Annotated in this window: 12 protein-coding genes; 9 read left to right on the plus strand and 3 right to left on the minus strand. The window is 63.8% G+C overall.

The window, feature by feature from the left end:
- Window positions 1-4: 4 nt before the first annotated feature.
- Window positions 5-2548: a TonB-dependent receptor gene (locus tag PspS04_RS16125; protein ID WP_159996533.1), complete on the minus strand. Its 2544-nt coding sequence runs from the start codon at window positions 2546-2548 to the stop codon at window positions 5-7.
- 457 nt (window positions 2549-3005) lie between these two features.
- Between PspS04_RS16125 and PspS04_RS16130 the strand changes: the two genes are divergently transcribed.
- The 4 genes from PspS04_RS16130 to PspS04_RS16145 all read left to right on the plus strand — a co-directional run bounded on the left by PspS04_RS16130 (window position 3006) and on the right by PspS04_RS16145 (window position 6682).
- Window positions 3006-3920 carry a GGDEF domain-containing protein gene (locus PspS04_RS16130; RefSeq protein WP_159996535.1) on the plus strand — a complete coding sequence of 305 codons (915 nt, stop codon included), beginning with the start codon at window positions 3006-3008 and terminating at the stop codon, window positions 3918-3920.
- A 9-nt stretch (window positions 3921-3929) separates the two neighbouring features.
- On the plus strand, window positions 3930-4967 hold the full coding sequence (locus PspS04_RS16135) for an AraC family transcriptional regulator (RefSeq protein ID WP_095169895.1): 1038 nt from the start codon (window positions 3930-3932) through the stop codon (window positions 4965-4967).
- A gap of 78 nt (window positions 4968-5045) precedes the next feature.
- Window positions 5046-6251, plus strand: a complete 1206-nt coding sequence (gene chrA, locus PspS04_RS16140) for a chromate efflux transporter (RefSeq protein ID WP_159996537.1) — start codon at window positions 5046-5048, stop codon at window positions 6249-6251.
- A 32-nt stretch (window positions 6252-6283) separates the two neighbouring features.
- Window positions 6284-6682 carry a GFA family protein gene (locus tag PspS04_RS16145; protein WP_159996539.1) on the plus strand — a complete coding sequence of 133 codons (399 nt, stop codon included), beginning with the start codon at window positions 6284-6286 and terminating at the stop codon, window positions 6680-6682.
- On the opposite strand, the gene PspS04_RS16150 is transcribed toward PspS04_RS16145, so the two are convergent.
- A complete protein-coding gene (locus PspS04_RS16150; protein ID WP_159996541.1) occupies window positions 6652-7644 on the minus strand; it encodes an NAD-dependent epimerase/dehydratase family protein in 993 nt (330 codons plus the stop codon). The two genes, PspS04_RS16145 and PspS04_RS16150, sit on opposite strands and share 31 nt — an antisense overlap.
- Before the next feature lie 121 nt (window positions 7645-7765).
- Complete coding sequence (locus PspS04_RS16155) at window positions 7766-9211, minus strand: SulP family inorganic anion transporter (protein WP_095169891.1); 1446 nt, start codon at window positions 9209-9211, stop codon at window positions 7766-7768.
- Between the two features lie 203 nt (window positions 9212-9414).
- On the opposite strand from PspS04_RS16155, the gene PspS04_RS16160 reads away from it, so the two are divergent.
- The 5 genes from PspS04_RS16160 to PspS04_RS27840 all read left to right on the plus strand — a co-directional run bounded on the left by PspS04_RS16160 (window position 9415) and on the right by PspS04_RS27840 (window position 15395).
- Window positions 9415-10314, plus strand: coding sequence for a bile acid:sodium symporter family protein (locus PspS04_RS16160; RefSeq protein ID WP_095169890.1), 900 nt, complete (start codon window positions 9415-9417; stop codon window positions 10312-10314).
- A 211-nt stretch (window positions 10315-10525) separates the two neighbouring features.
- Complete coding sequence (locus PspS04_RS16165) at window positions 10526-11038, plus strand: sigma-70 family RNA polymerase sigma factor (protein ID WP_095169889.1); 513 nt, start codon at window positions 10526-10528, stop codon at window positions 11036-11038.
- Window positions 11035-12003, plus strand: a complete 969-nt coding sequence (locus PspS04_RS16170; RefSeq protein ID WP_159996543.1) for a FecR domain-containing protein — start codon at window positions 11035-11037, stop codon at window positions 12001-12003. Before PspS04_RS16165 ends, PspS04_RS16170 begins: the two co-directional genes overlap by 4 nt.
- A 97-nt stretch (window positions 12004-12100) precedes the next feature.
- Complete coding sequence (locus PspS04_RS16175) at window positions 12101-14524, plus strand: TonB-dependent siderophore receptor (RefSeq protein WP_159996545.1); 2424 nt, start codon at window positions 12101-12103, stop codon at window positions 14522-14524.
- A gap of 568 nt (window positions 14525-15092) precedes the next feature.
- Window positions 15093-15395, plus strand: a complete 303-nt coding sequence (locus PspS04_RS27840; protein ID WP_237234924.1) for a transposase — start codon at window positions 15093-15095, stop codon at window positions 15393-15395.
- Window positions 15396-15405: the final 10 nt, after the last annotated feature.

The following is a 15405-nucleotide window of genomic DNA, read 5'->3' on the forward strand; positions in this document are numbered from 1 at the left end:
GGAATCAAAAATGGGTAAAGGTCAGGCCGAGCTTGAAGGTCGGGCCGTACTCTTCGTATTGGGCGTTGTAGGCGCCGTGGCCGGTGTAGACGTAGTACGACTCGTCCGTGAGGTTCTGCGCCTCGAAGTTGACCTGCAGGTTCTTGGTCAGCGAGTAACGCGCACTGAAGTCAACGAAGGTCTGGGCATCCACGTGCAGGTCGTGGGCCTTGTCGTTGATCGCGGCCAGCTCATAGAGGTAGTCGGACTTGTAGTTGGCCGACAGGCGCAGGCTGAGCTTGTCGTCTTCCCAGCCGAGCATCAGGTTGCCGACGGTGTCCGACTGGCTCGGCAGGTCGATGCTGCGCTTGCGGTTGCTGCCGCTGGCGGCGTCGAAGCCTTCAATCTGCGCATCAGAACGGCTGAAGGTGGCGTTGGCGCCCAGCAGCAGGCCGTTCCAGGGGGCGGGCAGCCAGTCGTATTTCTGCGAGTAGGCCAGTTCCAGCCCGTAGAGCTTGGCGCTGTCACCGTTGGTGAAGGTGTGGGCCTCGGAGAAATCGACCCAGGCACCGCTGCCGGCGACGTCGGTGTTGTAGACGAAGTTCTGGATGTCCTTGTAGAACACGAACGCCGAGACCGTGCCGGCACGGCCCATGTAGTGCTCGATGCCCAGGTCCAGGTTGCTCGACTCCAGGGGCTTGAGGTTGGGGTTGCCAAAGGTTGCCTCGTCATCGTCGATGACAAACCCCGGCGCCAGTTGACCGAAGGTCGGCCGCACCACGGACTTGGTCCAGGCCGCGCGCACCTGGGTGTTCTTGTCCAGTTGGTAGCGCGCGTGCAGGCCGGGCAACCAGTGGTGATAGCTACTCTTGCTGTCGCTGGCCTCGAACTCGCCGTCGTTGACCCCGGTGCCCTTGGCCGCGAACTCGGTGCCTTCGTAGCGCATGCCGGCAATGAAGCGCCAATCGTCGATGTCCAGGGTGTTCATCAGGTAGCCGGCGTTGATGTCCTCGCTCATCTTGAAGTCGTTGACCCGTGACTCGGTCTCGTCATAGAAGTCCGCCCGGTCGAGGCCGCCGATCAGGTCCTTGATCGCGCTGCCACTGATGCCCGGACCGAACTCGCCGAGACGGTAGTGCACCTTGCCCTTCTGGAACTGGCTGAGGTTGAGCTGTTCATCACTGAACCCCAGGTCGTCGAAGTCCTCATAGACCCAGGCGTCGAGGTTGTTGTCTTTGTTGCGCCGGCTGACCTTGCCGCCGAACTTGACCTGCGACGCATACCCGCTGAGGTCATAGTCGCGGGCCAGGTCCAGGCGCAGGTTTTTCTCGGTGTCGGTAGTTTTCTGCTGTTCCCAGTCGACCTTGTCGAGGCTGAAGTTGTCGGGGTTGTAGAAGTCCTGGCCGATGATCAGCCGCGGCTTTTCGCTGTCGTAGAAACCACTGCCGGCAAAGTCCTCGGCGCCGCTGAAGGCGGCATTGGCGATGTGCCCCGGGCTGTCTTCGCTGGAGCGGCTGTAACCGGCCTGGCCGCTGAGGGTCCACAGGCCCAGCAGGTGCTCGCCACCCAGCACGTAGGATTGGATTTCCTGGGTTTCCTCGCGCTGCTTGAGCTTGCGCTTGCCATCGGCGTCCCCCAGTTCACCGGCGGCCTGGGGCTCGGCGAACTCGATGCTGGTGGAGTTGCGCGTCTCGCTGTCCTTGTAGCGGCTGTAGAGGGTGCGCAGGTAATAGCTGCTCAGGTCGTCGGGCTTGTAATCGAAGTTCAGGCCGCCGCCGCTGCGCTCCCGACTGATGTCGTAGTCACGCTGCTCGAACTCCTCGAGCCGTGCGCCCCGCTCGAAGTCCCAGGCGCCGCCGGTCTCGACGTTGTCCGAAGCGAAGTCACGCTTCTGCCAGCTCAGCGCCGCGGCCACGCCGAAGTTGTCGATGCCATCGCCGAGGCTGAAGCGGTCGCTGATCGCCCCGGAAAATTTCGGGCTGGTCTGATGGCTGTTCTGGTCATAGCTGGCCTCGCTGCTGCCGGTATAGAACAGGCCCTGATGATCGAAGGCCGACAGGCTCTGCACATCCACGGTGCCACCGAGGGAGTTGGCATCCATGTCCGGGGTCAGGGTCTTGATCACCGAGAGCGATTGCACCAGCTCCGCCGGCAATACATCGAGGGCCACGGCGCGGCGCTCGCTTTCCGGCGAGGGCACCAGGGTGCCGTTGATGGTCACGCTGTTGAGGTCCGGTCCCAGGCCCCGCACGCTGACAAACCGGCCTTCGCCCTGGTCGCGCTCGACGCTGATCCCCGGTAGGCGTTGCACCGCCTCGGCCACGTTCTCGTCCGGCAATTGCGCCACGCCGTCGGCATGCACCACGCTCTTGATGCTGTCGGAGCGGCGCTGTTCCTTGAGCGCCTGATCGATACTGGCGGCCTGGCCGACCACTTCGATGTGCTCGGTCTGGCCGGCGGTTTCGGCGGCGTGCAAGCGGTCGCTGGCTATCGCCAGGGCCAGGGCGGTCAGCGTGAAACTGACAAGCCCGGCGGTGCCGCTGCGCGGGTGGCTGCTGCGCTGGTACATGGTGGTCCCCCCCAAGAGTCCGATAACGCCAGGCAAGACGCCCGGCAACTGGGAGGGCACGCTAGGGGTGGGGAATGACGGTTCTGTGACAGCCACTGCCAGATGGCCCGGTAAACAGGGGGTTTAGCGCGGTTTTCCTGGGACAGTGAGCTGATTTGACCTCTGATACGAGGGGGCCGATCAGCATTTTGCTCTGACTTGAGAGCATCGCGAGCAAGCTCGCTCCCACAGGTTTAGTGGCCGTACGCAAGATTTGCAGGCAACCAGATTTACTGTGGGAGAGGCCGGGCGGCGCTCCGCTTGCTCGCGATGGCGATTTCCCAGGCACCACGCGCTGGGTGGCGCAAAAATCGCGTGTCCCAGGCTGAGCTGATTCGACCTCCCTGCCCTGTCACCCAACTGTCACAGACATCTGCTGTGCTGGCGCGCATTGCTCGTTCGCCAAAGGATCACGGCCATGTTCTCAGTACTCAAACCCCACCGCTGGAAACTGCTCCTGCTGCTGTTGGCCGCCAACCTGGGGCTGCTCCTGCACCTGGCCTGCGGCGAGTTGAAAAGCGTCGGCGAATGGGTCTGGCTGGATATCGTCGGTGAAGGCGGCTCGGCCCTGCTGGCCCTGGTCTGGCTGGGCCTGGTGCTGAAAAGTCGGCCCGCCGGGCGGGTCACCAATTACCTGGCGCTAGGCCTGGGCTGCATCTTTTTCTCCTGGTGGATCGACAGCCTCGACGAGTTTATCCGCCTGCCTGACAGCATCACCTGGGATCACTGGCTGGAGTCCGGGCCGATGCCGGTGGGCATGCTCCTGCTGACCCTGGGCATCTACCACTGGCACCGCGAACAACTGGCGATCAGCGCGCAGATGGAAAAACGCGAGCGGCTGTTTCGCGAACACCGGCTGTTCGACAAGCTCACGCCCTTGGGCGGTGCCGACTATCTCAAGCGCCAACTGGCCAGCAGCCTCGACGAAAGCCTGGAGCAGCAGCAACCGCTGTCGCTGCTGGCCCTGGACCTGGACAACTTCGCCGCCATCAACCAGGCCTGTGGTCACGCTGAAGGCGACGCCGTGCTGCAGGCCGTGAGTCACTTGCTGCTGCTCAACCTGCGGCGCCAGGACCTGCTCTGCCGCCTGGCCGGCGATCGTTTTGTGGTGGTGCTGGCCAACACCGGCGAAAGCCAGGCGCGGTTACTGGCACTGGAGCTGCAACAGGCGGTGCACGGCCTGGCCCACAAAACCCGCCAGCACGGCGAACGCTTGCACCTGTCGGCAAGCACCGCGGTGGTGATGGCCATGGACGAATCCCCCGAGCAGTTGCTCAAACGCCTGAACCTGGCGCTGGCCCGGGCCAAGCAGCCGCTGGCCAAGACGGCCTGAGGCGCGCACATGACCTGCAAAACCCTGTGGTACGAAAACGACAGTCGCTTCATTCCCGGGCACTACCAGCCGGCGACCCTGATCGACCTGGCCCTCTCGCGGGATATCGACAGCCATCGCCTGTTGCGCGGCACCGGGCTGTTCCATGAGGACATCCTGGCCGGCCAGACCCGCCTCAGTCCCCAGCAGTTCTTCGCCTTGATTGGCAACAGCAAGCGGCTGCTCGACGCCGACGACAGCAGCTTCCTGTTTGGCCAGCGTTTGTTGCCGGGGCATTACGGTGCCGCCAGCCATGCCCTGCGCCACGCGCAAAACCTGCACCAGGCTCTCGACACCCTGGTCCAGCAGCAGGCGCTGCTCAGTCCCTTGGTCACCCCGCAACTGGTGCTGGATGAGCAGTACGCCTACTTCTACTGGCTCGACAGCTGCGGCGCAGGCGAGCAGTGGCGCTTCCTGCTGGAAGCGAGCATGACCTCGCTGGTCGCCATGAGCCAATGGCTCAGTGGCCAGCGCCTGCCCTGGCAATGCAGTTTAAGCTACGACGAGCCCCGTTATGTCGAACAGTACTGGGTGCACCTGGGCGAGCAAACCCAGTTCCAGCGCCCGCTGGACATGATGCGCATTCCCCGCCAGTACCTGACGCAAGCCTGGCCCGGTGCCTCCGCCACGGCCGGCCAGGTCGCACGCCAGGAAGCCCAGCAGCAGTTGGACCAGTTGGGCCATGCCAGCAGTTTTCTCGCCTGCCTGTACCGTTACCTGCAAAGCCAAGTCCGCCAGGCGCCGAGCCTGGAGCAGGCGGCTCACGCCTTCGCCATGAGCCCGGCCACCCTCAAGCGCAAGTTGCACAAGCACGACACCGGCTTTCAGCAGCAGGTTGACCTGGTGCGCAAACATGTGGCGCTCTACCTGTACCAGGTCAAGGGTATGAACAACGAGGAAGTCGCGGCCTACTTGAACTTCAACGACCCGGCGAACTTTCGGCGCTCGTTCAAGCGCTGGACCGGCAGCACCCCCAACCTGATCCGCCAGTTGTTCTGTGGAGCCTGAAACGCCGCAGGCTATCGAAAGCGCAACCGGGCATTGTTATGCTCGGCGCCTGTCCCCGTCTTTTGCGCAGAGCCCTGAATGCCCCCATCCCTGAACGCAGACCGCAGTCCCTGGCAGGTGTTCTGGGTGTTCCTGCGCCTGGGCCTGACTTCCTTCGGCGGCCCGATTGCCCATCTGGGCTACTTTCGCCAGGAGTTCGTGGTGCGTCGGCGCTGGTTGAGTGAGCGCAGCTACGCCGAGCTGGTCACGCTCTGCCAATTCCTGCCCGGCCCGGCCAGCAGCCAGGTCGGCATCGCCCTGGGCCTGTCACGGGCCGGCTACCGTGGCGCGCTTGCCGCCTGGTGCGGCTTCACCCTGCCCTCGGCCCTGGTGTTGATCCTGTTCGCCCTCGGCCTGCACGACTACGGCGACGTGTTGCCCGGCGGCATTGTGCATGGCTTGAAAGTGCTGGCGGTGGCGGTAGTCGCCCAGGCGGTCTGGGGCATGGCGCGTTTGTTGTGCCCGGACCTCCCGCGCATCCTGCTGATGGCCGCTACCACGTGCCTGGTGCTGATGCTGCCAACTGCCTGGGCCCATGTCGGGGTGATTGCCACGGCCGGGATTGCCGGGCTGTTGCTGTTCAAGCCGACACCCACCCTCGAGCACGAGCCGTTGCCGATCACCGTCAGCCCGCGCGCCGGGCTGTTTTGGCTGGTGCTGTTTGCGGTGCTGCTGGTGGGCCTGCCGATCCTCGCCCAACTGCTGGCGAGCCCGACCCTGAGCATGCTCGATGCCTTCTACCGCACCGGCTCGCTGGTGTTCGGCGGCGGCCACGTGATGCTGCCGTTGCTGCAGGCCGAAGTGGTGCCCAACGGCTGGGTCAGCAATCAGACTTTCCTCGCCGGCTATGGCGCGACGCAGGCGGTACCTGGGCCGCTGTTCACCTTCGCGGCCTTTCTCGGTGCGTCGATGCAAGGCCCAAAATCGGGTTGGCTCGGTGGCCTGCTGGGACTGCTGGCGATTTTCGCGCCGTCGTTCCTGCTGGTGGTCGGCGCACTGCCGTTCTGGGAGCGGCTGCGGCGCAACCTGCGCATGCAGGCGGCAATGCTCGGGATCAACGCCGCGGTGGTCGGCCTGCTGCTGGCAGCGCTGTATCAGCCGGTCTGGACCAGCGCCATCCTCACCCCGGCAGACTTTGCCCTGGCCCTGGTGGCACTGCTGGCGCTGATGTTCGCCAAGGTCGCGCCGTGGAAGGTGGTGCTGGGGTGCGGCTTGGCGGGCTGGGGCCTGGATGTCATCCTGTGAGCCATTCGACGACTATGCAGGAACCTCGGTACATGGATCAGTCACACCGCGGCAGTTGCCTGTGCGGCGCCGTCAGCTACCAGCTCAGCAGCCCACTCAAGGCCTTCACCCATTGCCATTGCCGCAAATGCCAGAAAGCCCATGGCGCGGCATTCGCCACCTATGCCAGTGCGCCCAGGTCGGCGCTGGCGATCACGGCCGAGGCGTCGCTGCTCAAGGCCTACGAATCCTCCCCCGGGGTCACCCGCCAGTTCTGCGGGCACTGCGGTTCATCGCTGTTCTGGTCGAATGCCCGAGGCGCGTTCCCGGACTGGATCTCGATTGCTGTCGCGACCCTGGACACCCCGTTCCAACCCACCAAGCAAAGCCACAGTTGCCTCGAGGCGAAGGCCTGCTGGTATCAGCTCGACGACGCGCGGTTACCCAGGTAGCTGAAGGCTGATTGCAGCGCGGCCTCGGGCGTACGCGGGGCATAACCCAGTTGCTGCTTTGCCTTGTCGATGCAGTATTGCTGGCGCACTTGATGGAACATCCGCACCTGACTTTGCAACAGCTGGGCCGGCCGCCCGGTCAGCCGCGCCCGCGCCTCCTCGATCCACGCCAGCGCCAGCAATAGCCAGCGCGGCGCCGGCGCGGGCAGCCGATAGCCCGGAGCGACCGCGTTGGCCGCGTCGATGATCTGCGCCAGGGACGAGCAATGTTCGTTGGCCAGAATATAACGCTGCCCAGGCTGGCCCTTCTGCGCGGCCAGGATCATGCCCGCGGCCACGTCCCGCACATCGACAAAATTGAAATGAAAGCCCGGGTCCAGCGGCAGTTTGCGCTGCCTGACCGACTCGATGAACCCCATGGTGTCGGTCAGGCGCGTCGCGTTCGGGCCGATCATGGCCGAAGGCAAGACCGCGACCATCCACAGGTCCAGGGCTCGCGCCGTGTCCCAGGCAACTTGCTCGGCGAGGATCTTCGAGCGGTAGTAGGCGTTGTCCGGCTCGACGTTCCACTGCTGCTCATCCAGCGCCTGCCCGTTGTGACCGATAGCCGCCACGGAGCTGACGTAGACCACCCGCCTGACCCCGGCGCGCTTCGCTGCGTGCAAGACCCGGCGAGTGCCCTCGACATTCGGCTGGACAATCTCGGCCTGGGGATCGCGGGCCCAGTGCTTGAACACCGCCGCCACCTGGAACAACACCTCGACGCCCTGTAGCGCCTGGAACAACGTCTCTTCGTCGAGCAGTTCGACGTACACCAGTTCGCAATCCAGGCCCTGGAACGCCGCGCGGTTGTCGATATCGCGAACCCCGGCCCGGACCCGATAGCCCTGCCCAAGCAAGGCCCGGACCAGGGTATTGCCCAGGTGCCCATTGGCCCCGGTGACCAGACATGACTGACTCATAGCGCCTCGTTGCTCCCTGTTGTGGCGGTCAGCATAGACTCTGCCCCGGAGGGGAGAGTCAAGGACACCGGGGACACCATCAACGCGATCGAGAACGAACGCTACGACCCGAGCCTGCCCCTCAGTCGTGAGCTACTCGGGCGCGCTTGAGCAGTTTCTTGCAGCGCTCGGACAGGTGCAGCACGCGCAGGTGCTTGCCGGCCTTGGCGTAGCGCTCGCGCAAGGTGTCCAGGGCGGCGATGGCCGAGTAGTCGACGAAGCTCAGGTGCCGGCAGTCGAGAGTCACCTGAGGTGGGTCGCCGGCACTGTCGAACTGGTTGAGAAACGGCGTGGTCGAGGCGAAGAACAGCGTGCCATGCACCCGGTAGAGTTTGCTGCCGTCGGGTTCCAGATGGCTGTCGGCATACAGCTGGCGAGCTTGCTGCCAGGCAAAGTTGAGCGCGGCAATGATAATCCCGCACAACACCGCAGTGGCCAGGTCAGTGAAAACCGTGACCAGGGTCACCGCGACAATCACCAACACATCGTTCAGCGGCACCTTGTTCAGCACCCGCAGGGAAGCCCAGGCGAAGGTCTGCTGCGAGACCACGAACATCACCCCGACCAGGGCCGCCAGGGGAATGCGCTCGATCAGCGGTGACAGGAACAGCACGAACAGCAGGATCATCACCCCGGCCACCACGCCGCTGAGCCGTCCACGCCCACCGGAGCTGAGGTTGATCACGGTCTGGCCAATCATCGCGCAGCCGCCCATGCCCCCGAACACCCCAGACACCATATTGGCCGCGCCCAGCGCCACACACTCACGGTCCGGGTAACCACGGCTCTCGGTGATCTCATCGGTCAGGTTCAGGGTCAACAGGGTTTCCAGCAGCCCCACCAGCGCCATCAACACCGCGTAGGGAGCAATGATGCGCAGGGTCTCGAGGGTCCAGGGCAAGTCGGGGAATGCCAACACCGGCAAGCCGCCGGCAATGTGCGCCATGTCCCCCAGGGTACGGGTCGGCAGGCCCAGCAGGTAGACCGCCGCACCGACACCGAGAATCGCCACCAGGGCCGGCGGCACCGCCCGGGTCAGGCGTGGCATCAGGTAGACAATCGCCATGGTCGCGGCCACGAGGCCAAGCATCAGGTACAGCGGCGTCCCGCTGAGCCAGGCTTCCCCGCTCTTGAAATGCTCCAGTTGCGCCAGGGCAATGATAATCGCCAGGCCGTTGACGAACCCCAGCATCACCGAATGCGGCACCATGCGCACCAGCTTGCCCAGGCGCAACAGGCCGAACGCAAGCATGATCAGCCCGCCCAGCAGCACGGTGGCGAGCAAGTACTGCACGCCGTGCTGGACCACCAGCGCGACAATCACCACCGCCATCGAACCGGCCGCACCGGAGACCATGCCCGGGCGGCCGCCGAACAGCGCGGTCAGGGTGCAAATGATGAAGGCGCCGTAGAGCCCCATCAACGGATTGAGGTGGGCCACGAGGGCGAAGGCGATGCACTCGGGCAACAGGGCGAAAGACGTGGTGAGTCCGGCCAGGACATCGGCGCGCAGACGTTGAGGTTTCATGGCTTACCTGAAAATGGCGACCGGGGCAGCCGGCCGTGGAGGATTGCGGGAAAAGGCGCTGAATGTTACGCAATTGCCGGCGGACGAACCAGTCGTGGCGGGGGCCAGCCGTCAATGGGGATTTTGTAACAACTGGCGACCTGTGCATTTCCAGACTGCGTGCTACACCTTGGTGAGCCTCCTTACCCTCGAGCCGACCGCCCATGACCGCCACACCCCTGTTGACCGCGTTCCTGCCCATTGCACTGGGCATCATCATGCTGGGCCTGGGGTTGTCACTGACCCTGGCCGACTTCACCCGCGTGGTGAAATACCCCAAGCCTGTGCTGATCGGCCTGGTCTGCCAGTTGTTGGTGTTGCCGTTCCTGTGCTTCCTGATCGTCCAGGGTTTTCGCCTGGAGCCGGCACTGGCCGTCGGCCTGATGCTGCTGGCCGCCTCCCCCGGCGGCACCACCGCCAACCTCTACAGCCACCTGGCCCACGGCGACGTGGCGTTGAACGTGACGCTGACGGCGGTCAACTCGATGATCGCGATCCTCAGCATGCCGTTGCTGGTGAACCTGTCGCTGCTGTATTTCATGTCCGCCGACCAGGCCATCCCCCTGCAATTTGCCAAGGTGCTGCAGGTGTTCGCGATTGTCCTGTTGCCGGTCGGCCTGGGCATGCTGGTGCGGCGCTACTGGCCACGCTTTGCCAACCGCATGGAAAAACCGATGAAAATCGTCTCCGCCCTGTTCCTCGTCGGCACGGTGACCATCGCCTTCATCAAGGACTGGCAGACCGTGGTCGACTACGCGCCGGTCGTGGGCCTGGCCGCCCTGCTGTTCAACCTGCTCAGCCTGGCCATCGGCTACGGCGTCCCCCGCCTGCTCCGCCTACCCCAGCGCCAGGCGGTGGCCATCGGCATGGAAATCGGCATCCACAACGGCACCCTGGCCATCGCCCTGGCACTCAGCCCGAGCCTGCTGAACAACTCCACCATGGCCATCCCGGCCGCCATCTACAGCTTCATCATGTTCTTCACCGCCGCAGGATTCGGCTGGTGGGTCAACCGCGTGCACGGCAAGCAGTTGGCGTTGGAGGAACGGGAGTTGGCTGGGTGAGTCAGCGAAACGCGGCGAGACCGCCATCGCGGGCAAACGGAGCGCCGCGCGGCCCTCTCCCACAGAGATATTCCAGTGCGGGAAAGCAGGCCGGCCGGTAGGCCGCCTCGCCCGCCCGTACCACTCACCCACCATCGCACCGCTCTTGCCGTAGACATTCCCGTCCCGTTACTATTGCTAATAATTCTCACTAACAAAAAACACCAACGCGATGAGCGACTCTCCAACCGCCACTCACCAGCAGCACGTCGAAGCCCTATACGTGGGCCACCAAGGCTGGCTTTACGCCTGGCTGCAGCGAAAACTGGGAAACCGGGTAGAGGCCGCAGACCTGATGCACGACACCTTCATCCGCATCCTGGCCGCCAAGTCAGTGCCAGACCTGGTCGAACCCAGGGCCTATCTGACCTGCGTAGCCAAGGGCATCCTGATCAACTGGTACCAACGCCAGGCACTGGAACGCGCCTACCTTTCGGCACTGGCCCAACTGCCGGAGTCCCAGGCGCCCTCACCCGAACTGCGCTACCTGATCCTGGAAACCCTGCATGAGGTCGATGCCCTGCTCAACACCTTGCCGCCGCTGGTGAAGCGCGCCTTCCTGCTCGCCCAGATCAGCGCCGTGAAGTACGAAGACATTGCCCAACAACTCGACGTGTCGCTGACCACGGTCAAGCGCTACATCAAACAGGCGTTCCTGCAATGCCTGACGTTGATGCCCGAATGAGCAGCCCGACAAACATTAACCCCGCTGTCCTGGAACAGGCCGCCGAATGGCTGATGCGCCTGGGGGAAGGCAACCTCAGCGCCCAGGAACTCGCGCAATGGCAGCAATGGCGCACCAGCAACGTCGAGTGCGAGCGGGCCTGGCGACGCGCCGAATCCCTGCTCGGCACCCTCGGCGGCTTACCCGCGGACCTGGCCCTGTCGGCGCTCGACCGCCCGGCCAATCCCCAGCGCCGGACACAGCTCGCGCGCCTGGCCGCACTGTTGGCGCTGGCGCCGGCCTCCTGGCTGGGCTGGCAACTGGACCAACGCCAGGGCTGGAGCGCCGACTACCACTCGCCGATTGGCGAACGTCGGCGCCTGACCCTCGCCGACGGCACCCGGGTGACCCTCAATACCGATACTTCGATCGATGTGAATTTCGACCCGCTGCAGCGCCTGATCCGGGTTCGCAAAGGTGAAATCCTGGTGCAGACCGCACCCGATCTCCAGGTGCCTGCCCGACCGTTGCGGGTCAGCACCGAGCAGGGTCGCCTGGAAGCTTTGGGCACGCTCTTCAACGTGCGCGAAGAAACCGGCATCACGCGCCTGGCCGTGCTCGACGGGCGGGTGCGAATCGAGCTGAACCAACAGCCCCAGGCAACCCCGACCATCGTGCTGGCCGGTCAACAGACCGCATTCTCGGCCTCAGCGATCGGTGCCATGCGCGCCACCGACAGCTCTCGCACCGCCTGGACCCAAGGCATGCTGGTAGCCGACCGCATGCGCCTGGGCGACTTCGCCGCCGAACTGGCGCGCTATCGCCCTGGAGTGCTGCGCTGCGATCCGGCCGTGGCCCAGGTGCGGATCTCCGGCGCGTTCCCCCTGGACGACAGCCGTCGCGCCCTGAGCATGCTGAGCCAAACCTACCCGGTGCGAGTGACCTCACGCCTGGGCGGTTACTGGGTGACGATTGCCCAGGCGTAGCCGCGGAGAATATTTTCACCCAGCCCTGGCACTTTTTTCGCGCTCGGCTGGCAAGGGAAGAATCCACCTTCTCCCTTGCCCACAGGATCACCTCTCAATGTCCGTCGTCCGCCCCCAAGGATCCACCCCGCCGTTTCGCCGCACGGCCTGCCATGCGCTGTTCAGTCTGCTGCTCAGTGGCACCTGCGCCCAGGCCTGGGCTGCCGAGCCACAGCCATTGGCCAACACCCAGGCGCGCAGCTACCAGATTCCCGCCGGTACCCTGGGGCAGACCTTGTCGCGCTTCGCCGCCGCCAGTCACATCGCCCTGTCGTTCGACCCCAGTCTCACCGATGGCCTGCAAAGCCCCGGCCTGAACGGCAACTACTCACCACTGGAAGCCCTCAGCCACCTGTTGCACGGCAGCGGCCTGGACCTGCAGCAGCGCGCCGATGCCAGCTTCACCCTGGTGCGCTCGGCGAACGGTGATGCCCTGCAACTGGCGCCGACCGCGATTACCGGCCAGGGCCTGGGCGTCACCACCGAAGACACCCACTCCTACACCACCAGTGAAGTCAGCATCGGCAAGGGCAACATCAAGCTCAAGGACATCCCGCAGTCAGTGTCGGTGGTCACGCGCCAGCGCATGGACGACCAGAACATGAACAGCCTGCAAGACGCCATGCGCCAGGTCACCGGGGCCACCATCAAGACCTACAACTCAGGTTCCAGCCTCAACGACGTGTACATGCGCGGCTTCCTCGTCGACCAGGTGCAGGTCGACGGAGTCTCCCAACCCACCGGCCAGGGCGACATGGCCACCAGCTTCGACCTGGCGATGTACGACCGAGTCGAGGTGCTGCGTGGCCCATCGGGCCTGTACCAGGGGGCTGGTGAGCCCGGCGGCACCATCAACGTGGTGCGCAAGCGCGCCCTGGGCCGGTTTGCCCTGGGTGGCGAACTGGGCGCAGGCTCCTATGATCACTACCGTTCCTCGGTGGACGTCACCGGCCCGCTGAACGAACAGGGCAGCGTGCGCGGCCGTTTCATCACTGCCTACGAGAACAACCAGTCCTTCGTCGACTATGCCCAGAATGAACGGCCGATGGTCTATGGCCGCCTGGAGTTCGACCTCGACCCGTCCACTACCCTGTCGGTTGGCGGTGCCTACCAGCAGAACCACTCCACCCCGGCATTCGGTTTGCCGGCCTACGCCGACGGGCGCTTGCTCGACGTCCCACGCTCGACCTTCGTCGATGCCAAGTGGAACGAACTGAACGAAAAAGTCTGGGAGAGCTTCGCCGAAGTCGACCACGCCCTGGACAACGGCGGCCAGTTCAAGACCACCCTGACCTACCGTGACGCCGAAACCCCCAAGCGCAACTTCACCTGGGCCGATGGCGCCGTCGACCCGGCCACCGGTGACAGCTGGGCCGTGGCCTACAACTACTACACCCACATCAAGACCATTGGCGTGGACAGCTTCGTCACCACCCCGTTCGAAGCGTTCGAGCGCAGCCATGAGTTCACCGTGGGTGGCGAGTACCAGCACCTGGACAAGGACTTCACCTACGGCGGCGGCGACTACTTCCCGATCAACGTGTTCGATCCGGGCAGCATCGACATCCCCAAGCAGGATTACGAGCGCAACAACGGCAACTGGTCCAAATCCGATCAGTACGGCTTTTATACCCGCGCCAAGCTCAACGTCAGCGACTGGCTCGACGTGGTCGGCGGCAGCCGCGTGAGCTGGTACGAAAGCGACGCGCAAAATGCCAACGCCTTTTTCAACAATTTCAGCAGCGCCCACACCAGCATCAACCGCAAGGTGGTGCCCTACGGTGCGCTCATCGCCAAGCTGACTCCCGAGCTGTCGGCCTACGCCAGCTACACCGGGGTGTTCAAGCCGCAAAGCGAGATCGGCAGCGACAGCTCGCCCATCGGCCCACGCAAGGGCAAGCAATATGAAGTGGGTCTCAAGCGCGAGTTCTACGACGGACGCCTGAATGCCAGCGTGGCAGTGTTCCGCATCTATGACGAAAACCGCGCCGAATACGACAACCTCACAGCTGCCTACGAGGCCCAGGGCAAAGCCCGCAGCCAGGGTTGGGAAACCGAGTTGAGCGGCAACCTGAGCGACAACTGGAGCCTGGTCACCGGCTACGCCTTCACCACCACCAAGACCCTGGAGGCCGATGACGGCAACGAAGGCAAGACCTTCAGCACCATCACCCCCAAACACAACTTCAATCTGTGGACCAAGTACCAGTTCACCGATGGCCCGCTCAAGGACTTCAGCGTCGGTGGTGGTGTACGAATCGTCAGCAAGACGTACTTCCAGCGTGAAGTGCGTTTCGAACAGAGCGGCTATGGCATCACCACGGCGCAGGTCGGCTACAAGATCAACGACAACCTGTCGACGACCCTGACCGCCAACAACCTGTTCGATCGCAAGTACTACGACCGAGTGGATGCATCCTGGGGCACCAACTTCTACGGCGACCCGCGCAACCTCACGCTGACCCTGCGCGCGCAGTACTGAGCATGACGCACCACGCTTGACGGAACAGGCAGCGGTGCCGGCAACGAGCCTGCTCGCGAAGGACGCAAGAGCACCGCGGTGAATCAGGCTTTGCGCGTCATCGTTGACGGCCATCGCGAGCAGGCTCGCTCCCACAGGTTTGATGGGTATATGCAAAATCTGCGGGCACCACAAAACCACTGTGGGAGCGAGCTTGCTCGCGATGGACTCAAGAGCGCCGCGGTGAATCAGGCTTTGCGCGTCATCGTTGACGACCATCGCGAGCAAGCTCGCTCCCACAGGTTTGATGGGTATATGCAAAATCTGCGGGCACCACAAAACCACTGTAGGAGCGGGTGCCCGCTTGCGGCTTGCTCGCGATGGACGCAAGAGCACCGCGGTGAATCAGGCTTTGCGCGTCATCGTTGACGACCATCGCGAGCAAGCTCGCTCCCACAGGTTTGATGGGTATATGCAAAATCTGCGGGCACCACAAAACCACTGTAGGAGCGAGCTTGAACTGGCCTAATGATTCTGGACACTTCAATCGGGCGCTATGATGGCGCCCAAATCTGAGGCGTCTATGGAAATGCGTAACTCCTACTCCAACGAGTTCAAACTCAAAGCTGTGCTTATGGTGCTTGATGAGGGGCTAGCTGTCCCAGATGTCTGCGCCAGCCTGAACATCGGACCTACCGCATTACGTCGTTGGGTCGATCAAGTCCGCAAGGAGCGTCTGGGTTCAACACCGGTGGGGGCGAAAGCTATTACGCCTGAGCAAAAAGAAATCCAGGCGCTTAAAGCTCTGCTCAAGCAAAAAGATCGGGATATCGAAATCCTAAAAAAGGCCAGTGCTCTCCTGCTTATGGACTCCAAAGATCATTTCCGCTGATCAGCGAGCT

Source organism: Pseudomonas sp. S04, from assembly GCF_009834545.1.
Lineage (GTDB): Bacteria > Pseudomonadota > Gammaproteobacteria > Pseudomonadales > Pseudomonadaceae > Aquipseudomonas.

Bases quoted from the DNA above. Each gene is read 5' to 3' on its own strand.
- PspS04_RS16125 (WP_159996533.1), bottom strand. From the start codon at position 2,548: ATGTACCAGCGCAGCAGCCACCCGCGCAGCGGCACCGCCGGGCTTGTC.
- PspS04_RS16130 (WP_159996535.1), top strand. From the start codon at position 3,006: ATGTTCTCAGTACTCAAACCCCACCGCTGGAAACTGCTCCTGCTGCTG.
- PspS04_RS16135 (WP_095169895.1), top strand. From the start codon at position 3,930: ATGACCTGCAAAACCCTGTGGTACGAAAACGACAGTCGCTTCATTCCC.
- chrA (WP_159996537.1), top strand. From the start codon at position 5,046: ATGCCCCCATCCCTGAACGCAGACCGCAGTCCCTGGCAGGTGTTCTGG.
- PspS04_RS16145 (WP_159996539.1), top strand. From the start codon at position 6,284: ATGGATCAGTCACACCGCGGCAGTTGCCTGTGCGGCGCCGTCAGCTAC.
- PspS04_RS16150 (WP_159996541.1), bottom strand. From the start codon at position 7,644: ATGAGTCAGTCATGTCTGGTCACCGGGGCCAATGGGCACCTGGGCAAT.
- PspS04_RS16155 (WP_095169891.1), bottom strand. From the start codon at position 9,211: ATGAAACCTCAACGTCTGCGCGCCGATGTCCTGGCCGGACTCACCACG.
- PspS04_RS16160 (WP_095169890.1), top strand. From the start codon at position 9,415: ATGACCGCCACACCCCTGTTGACCGCGTTCCTGCCCATTGCACTGGGC.
- PspS04_RS16165 (WP_095169889.1), top strand. From the start codon at position 10,526: ATGAGCGACTCTCCAACCGCCACTCACCAGCAGCACGTCGAAGCCCTA.
- PspS04_RS16170 (WP_159996543.1), top strand. From the start codon at position 11,035: ATGAGCAGCCCGACAAACATTAACCCCGCTGTCCTGGAACAGGCCGCC.
- PspS04_RS16175 (WP_159996545.1), top strand. From the start codon at position 12,101: ATGTCCGTCGTCCGCCCCCAAGGATCCACCCCGCCGTTTCGCCGCACG.
- PspS04_RS27840 (WP_237234924.1), top strand. From the start codon at position 15,093: ATGCGTAACTCCTACTCCAACGAGTTCAAACTCAAAGCTGTGCTTATG.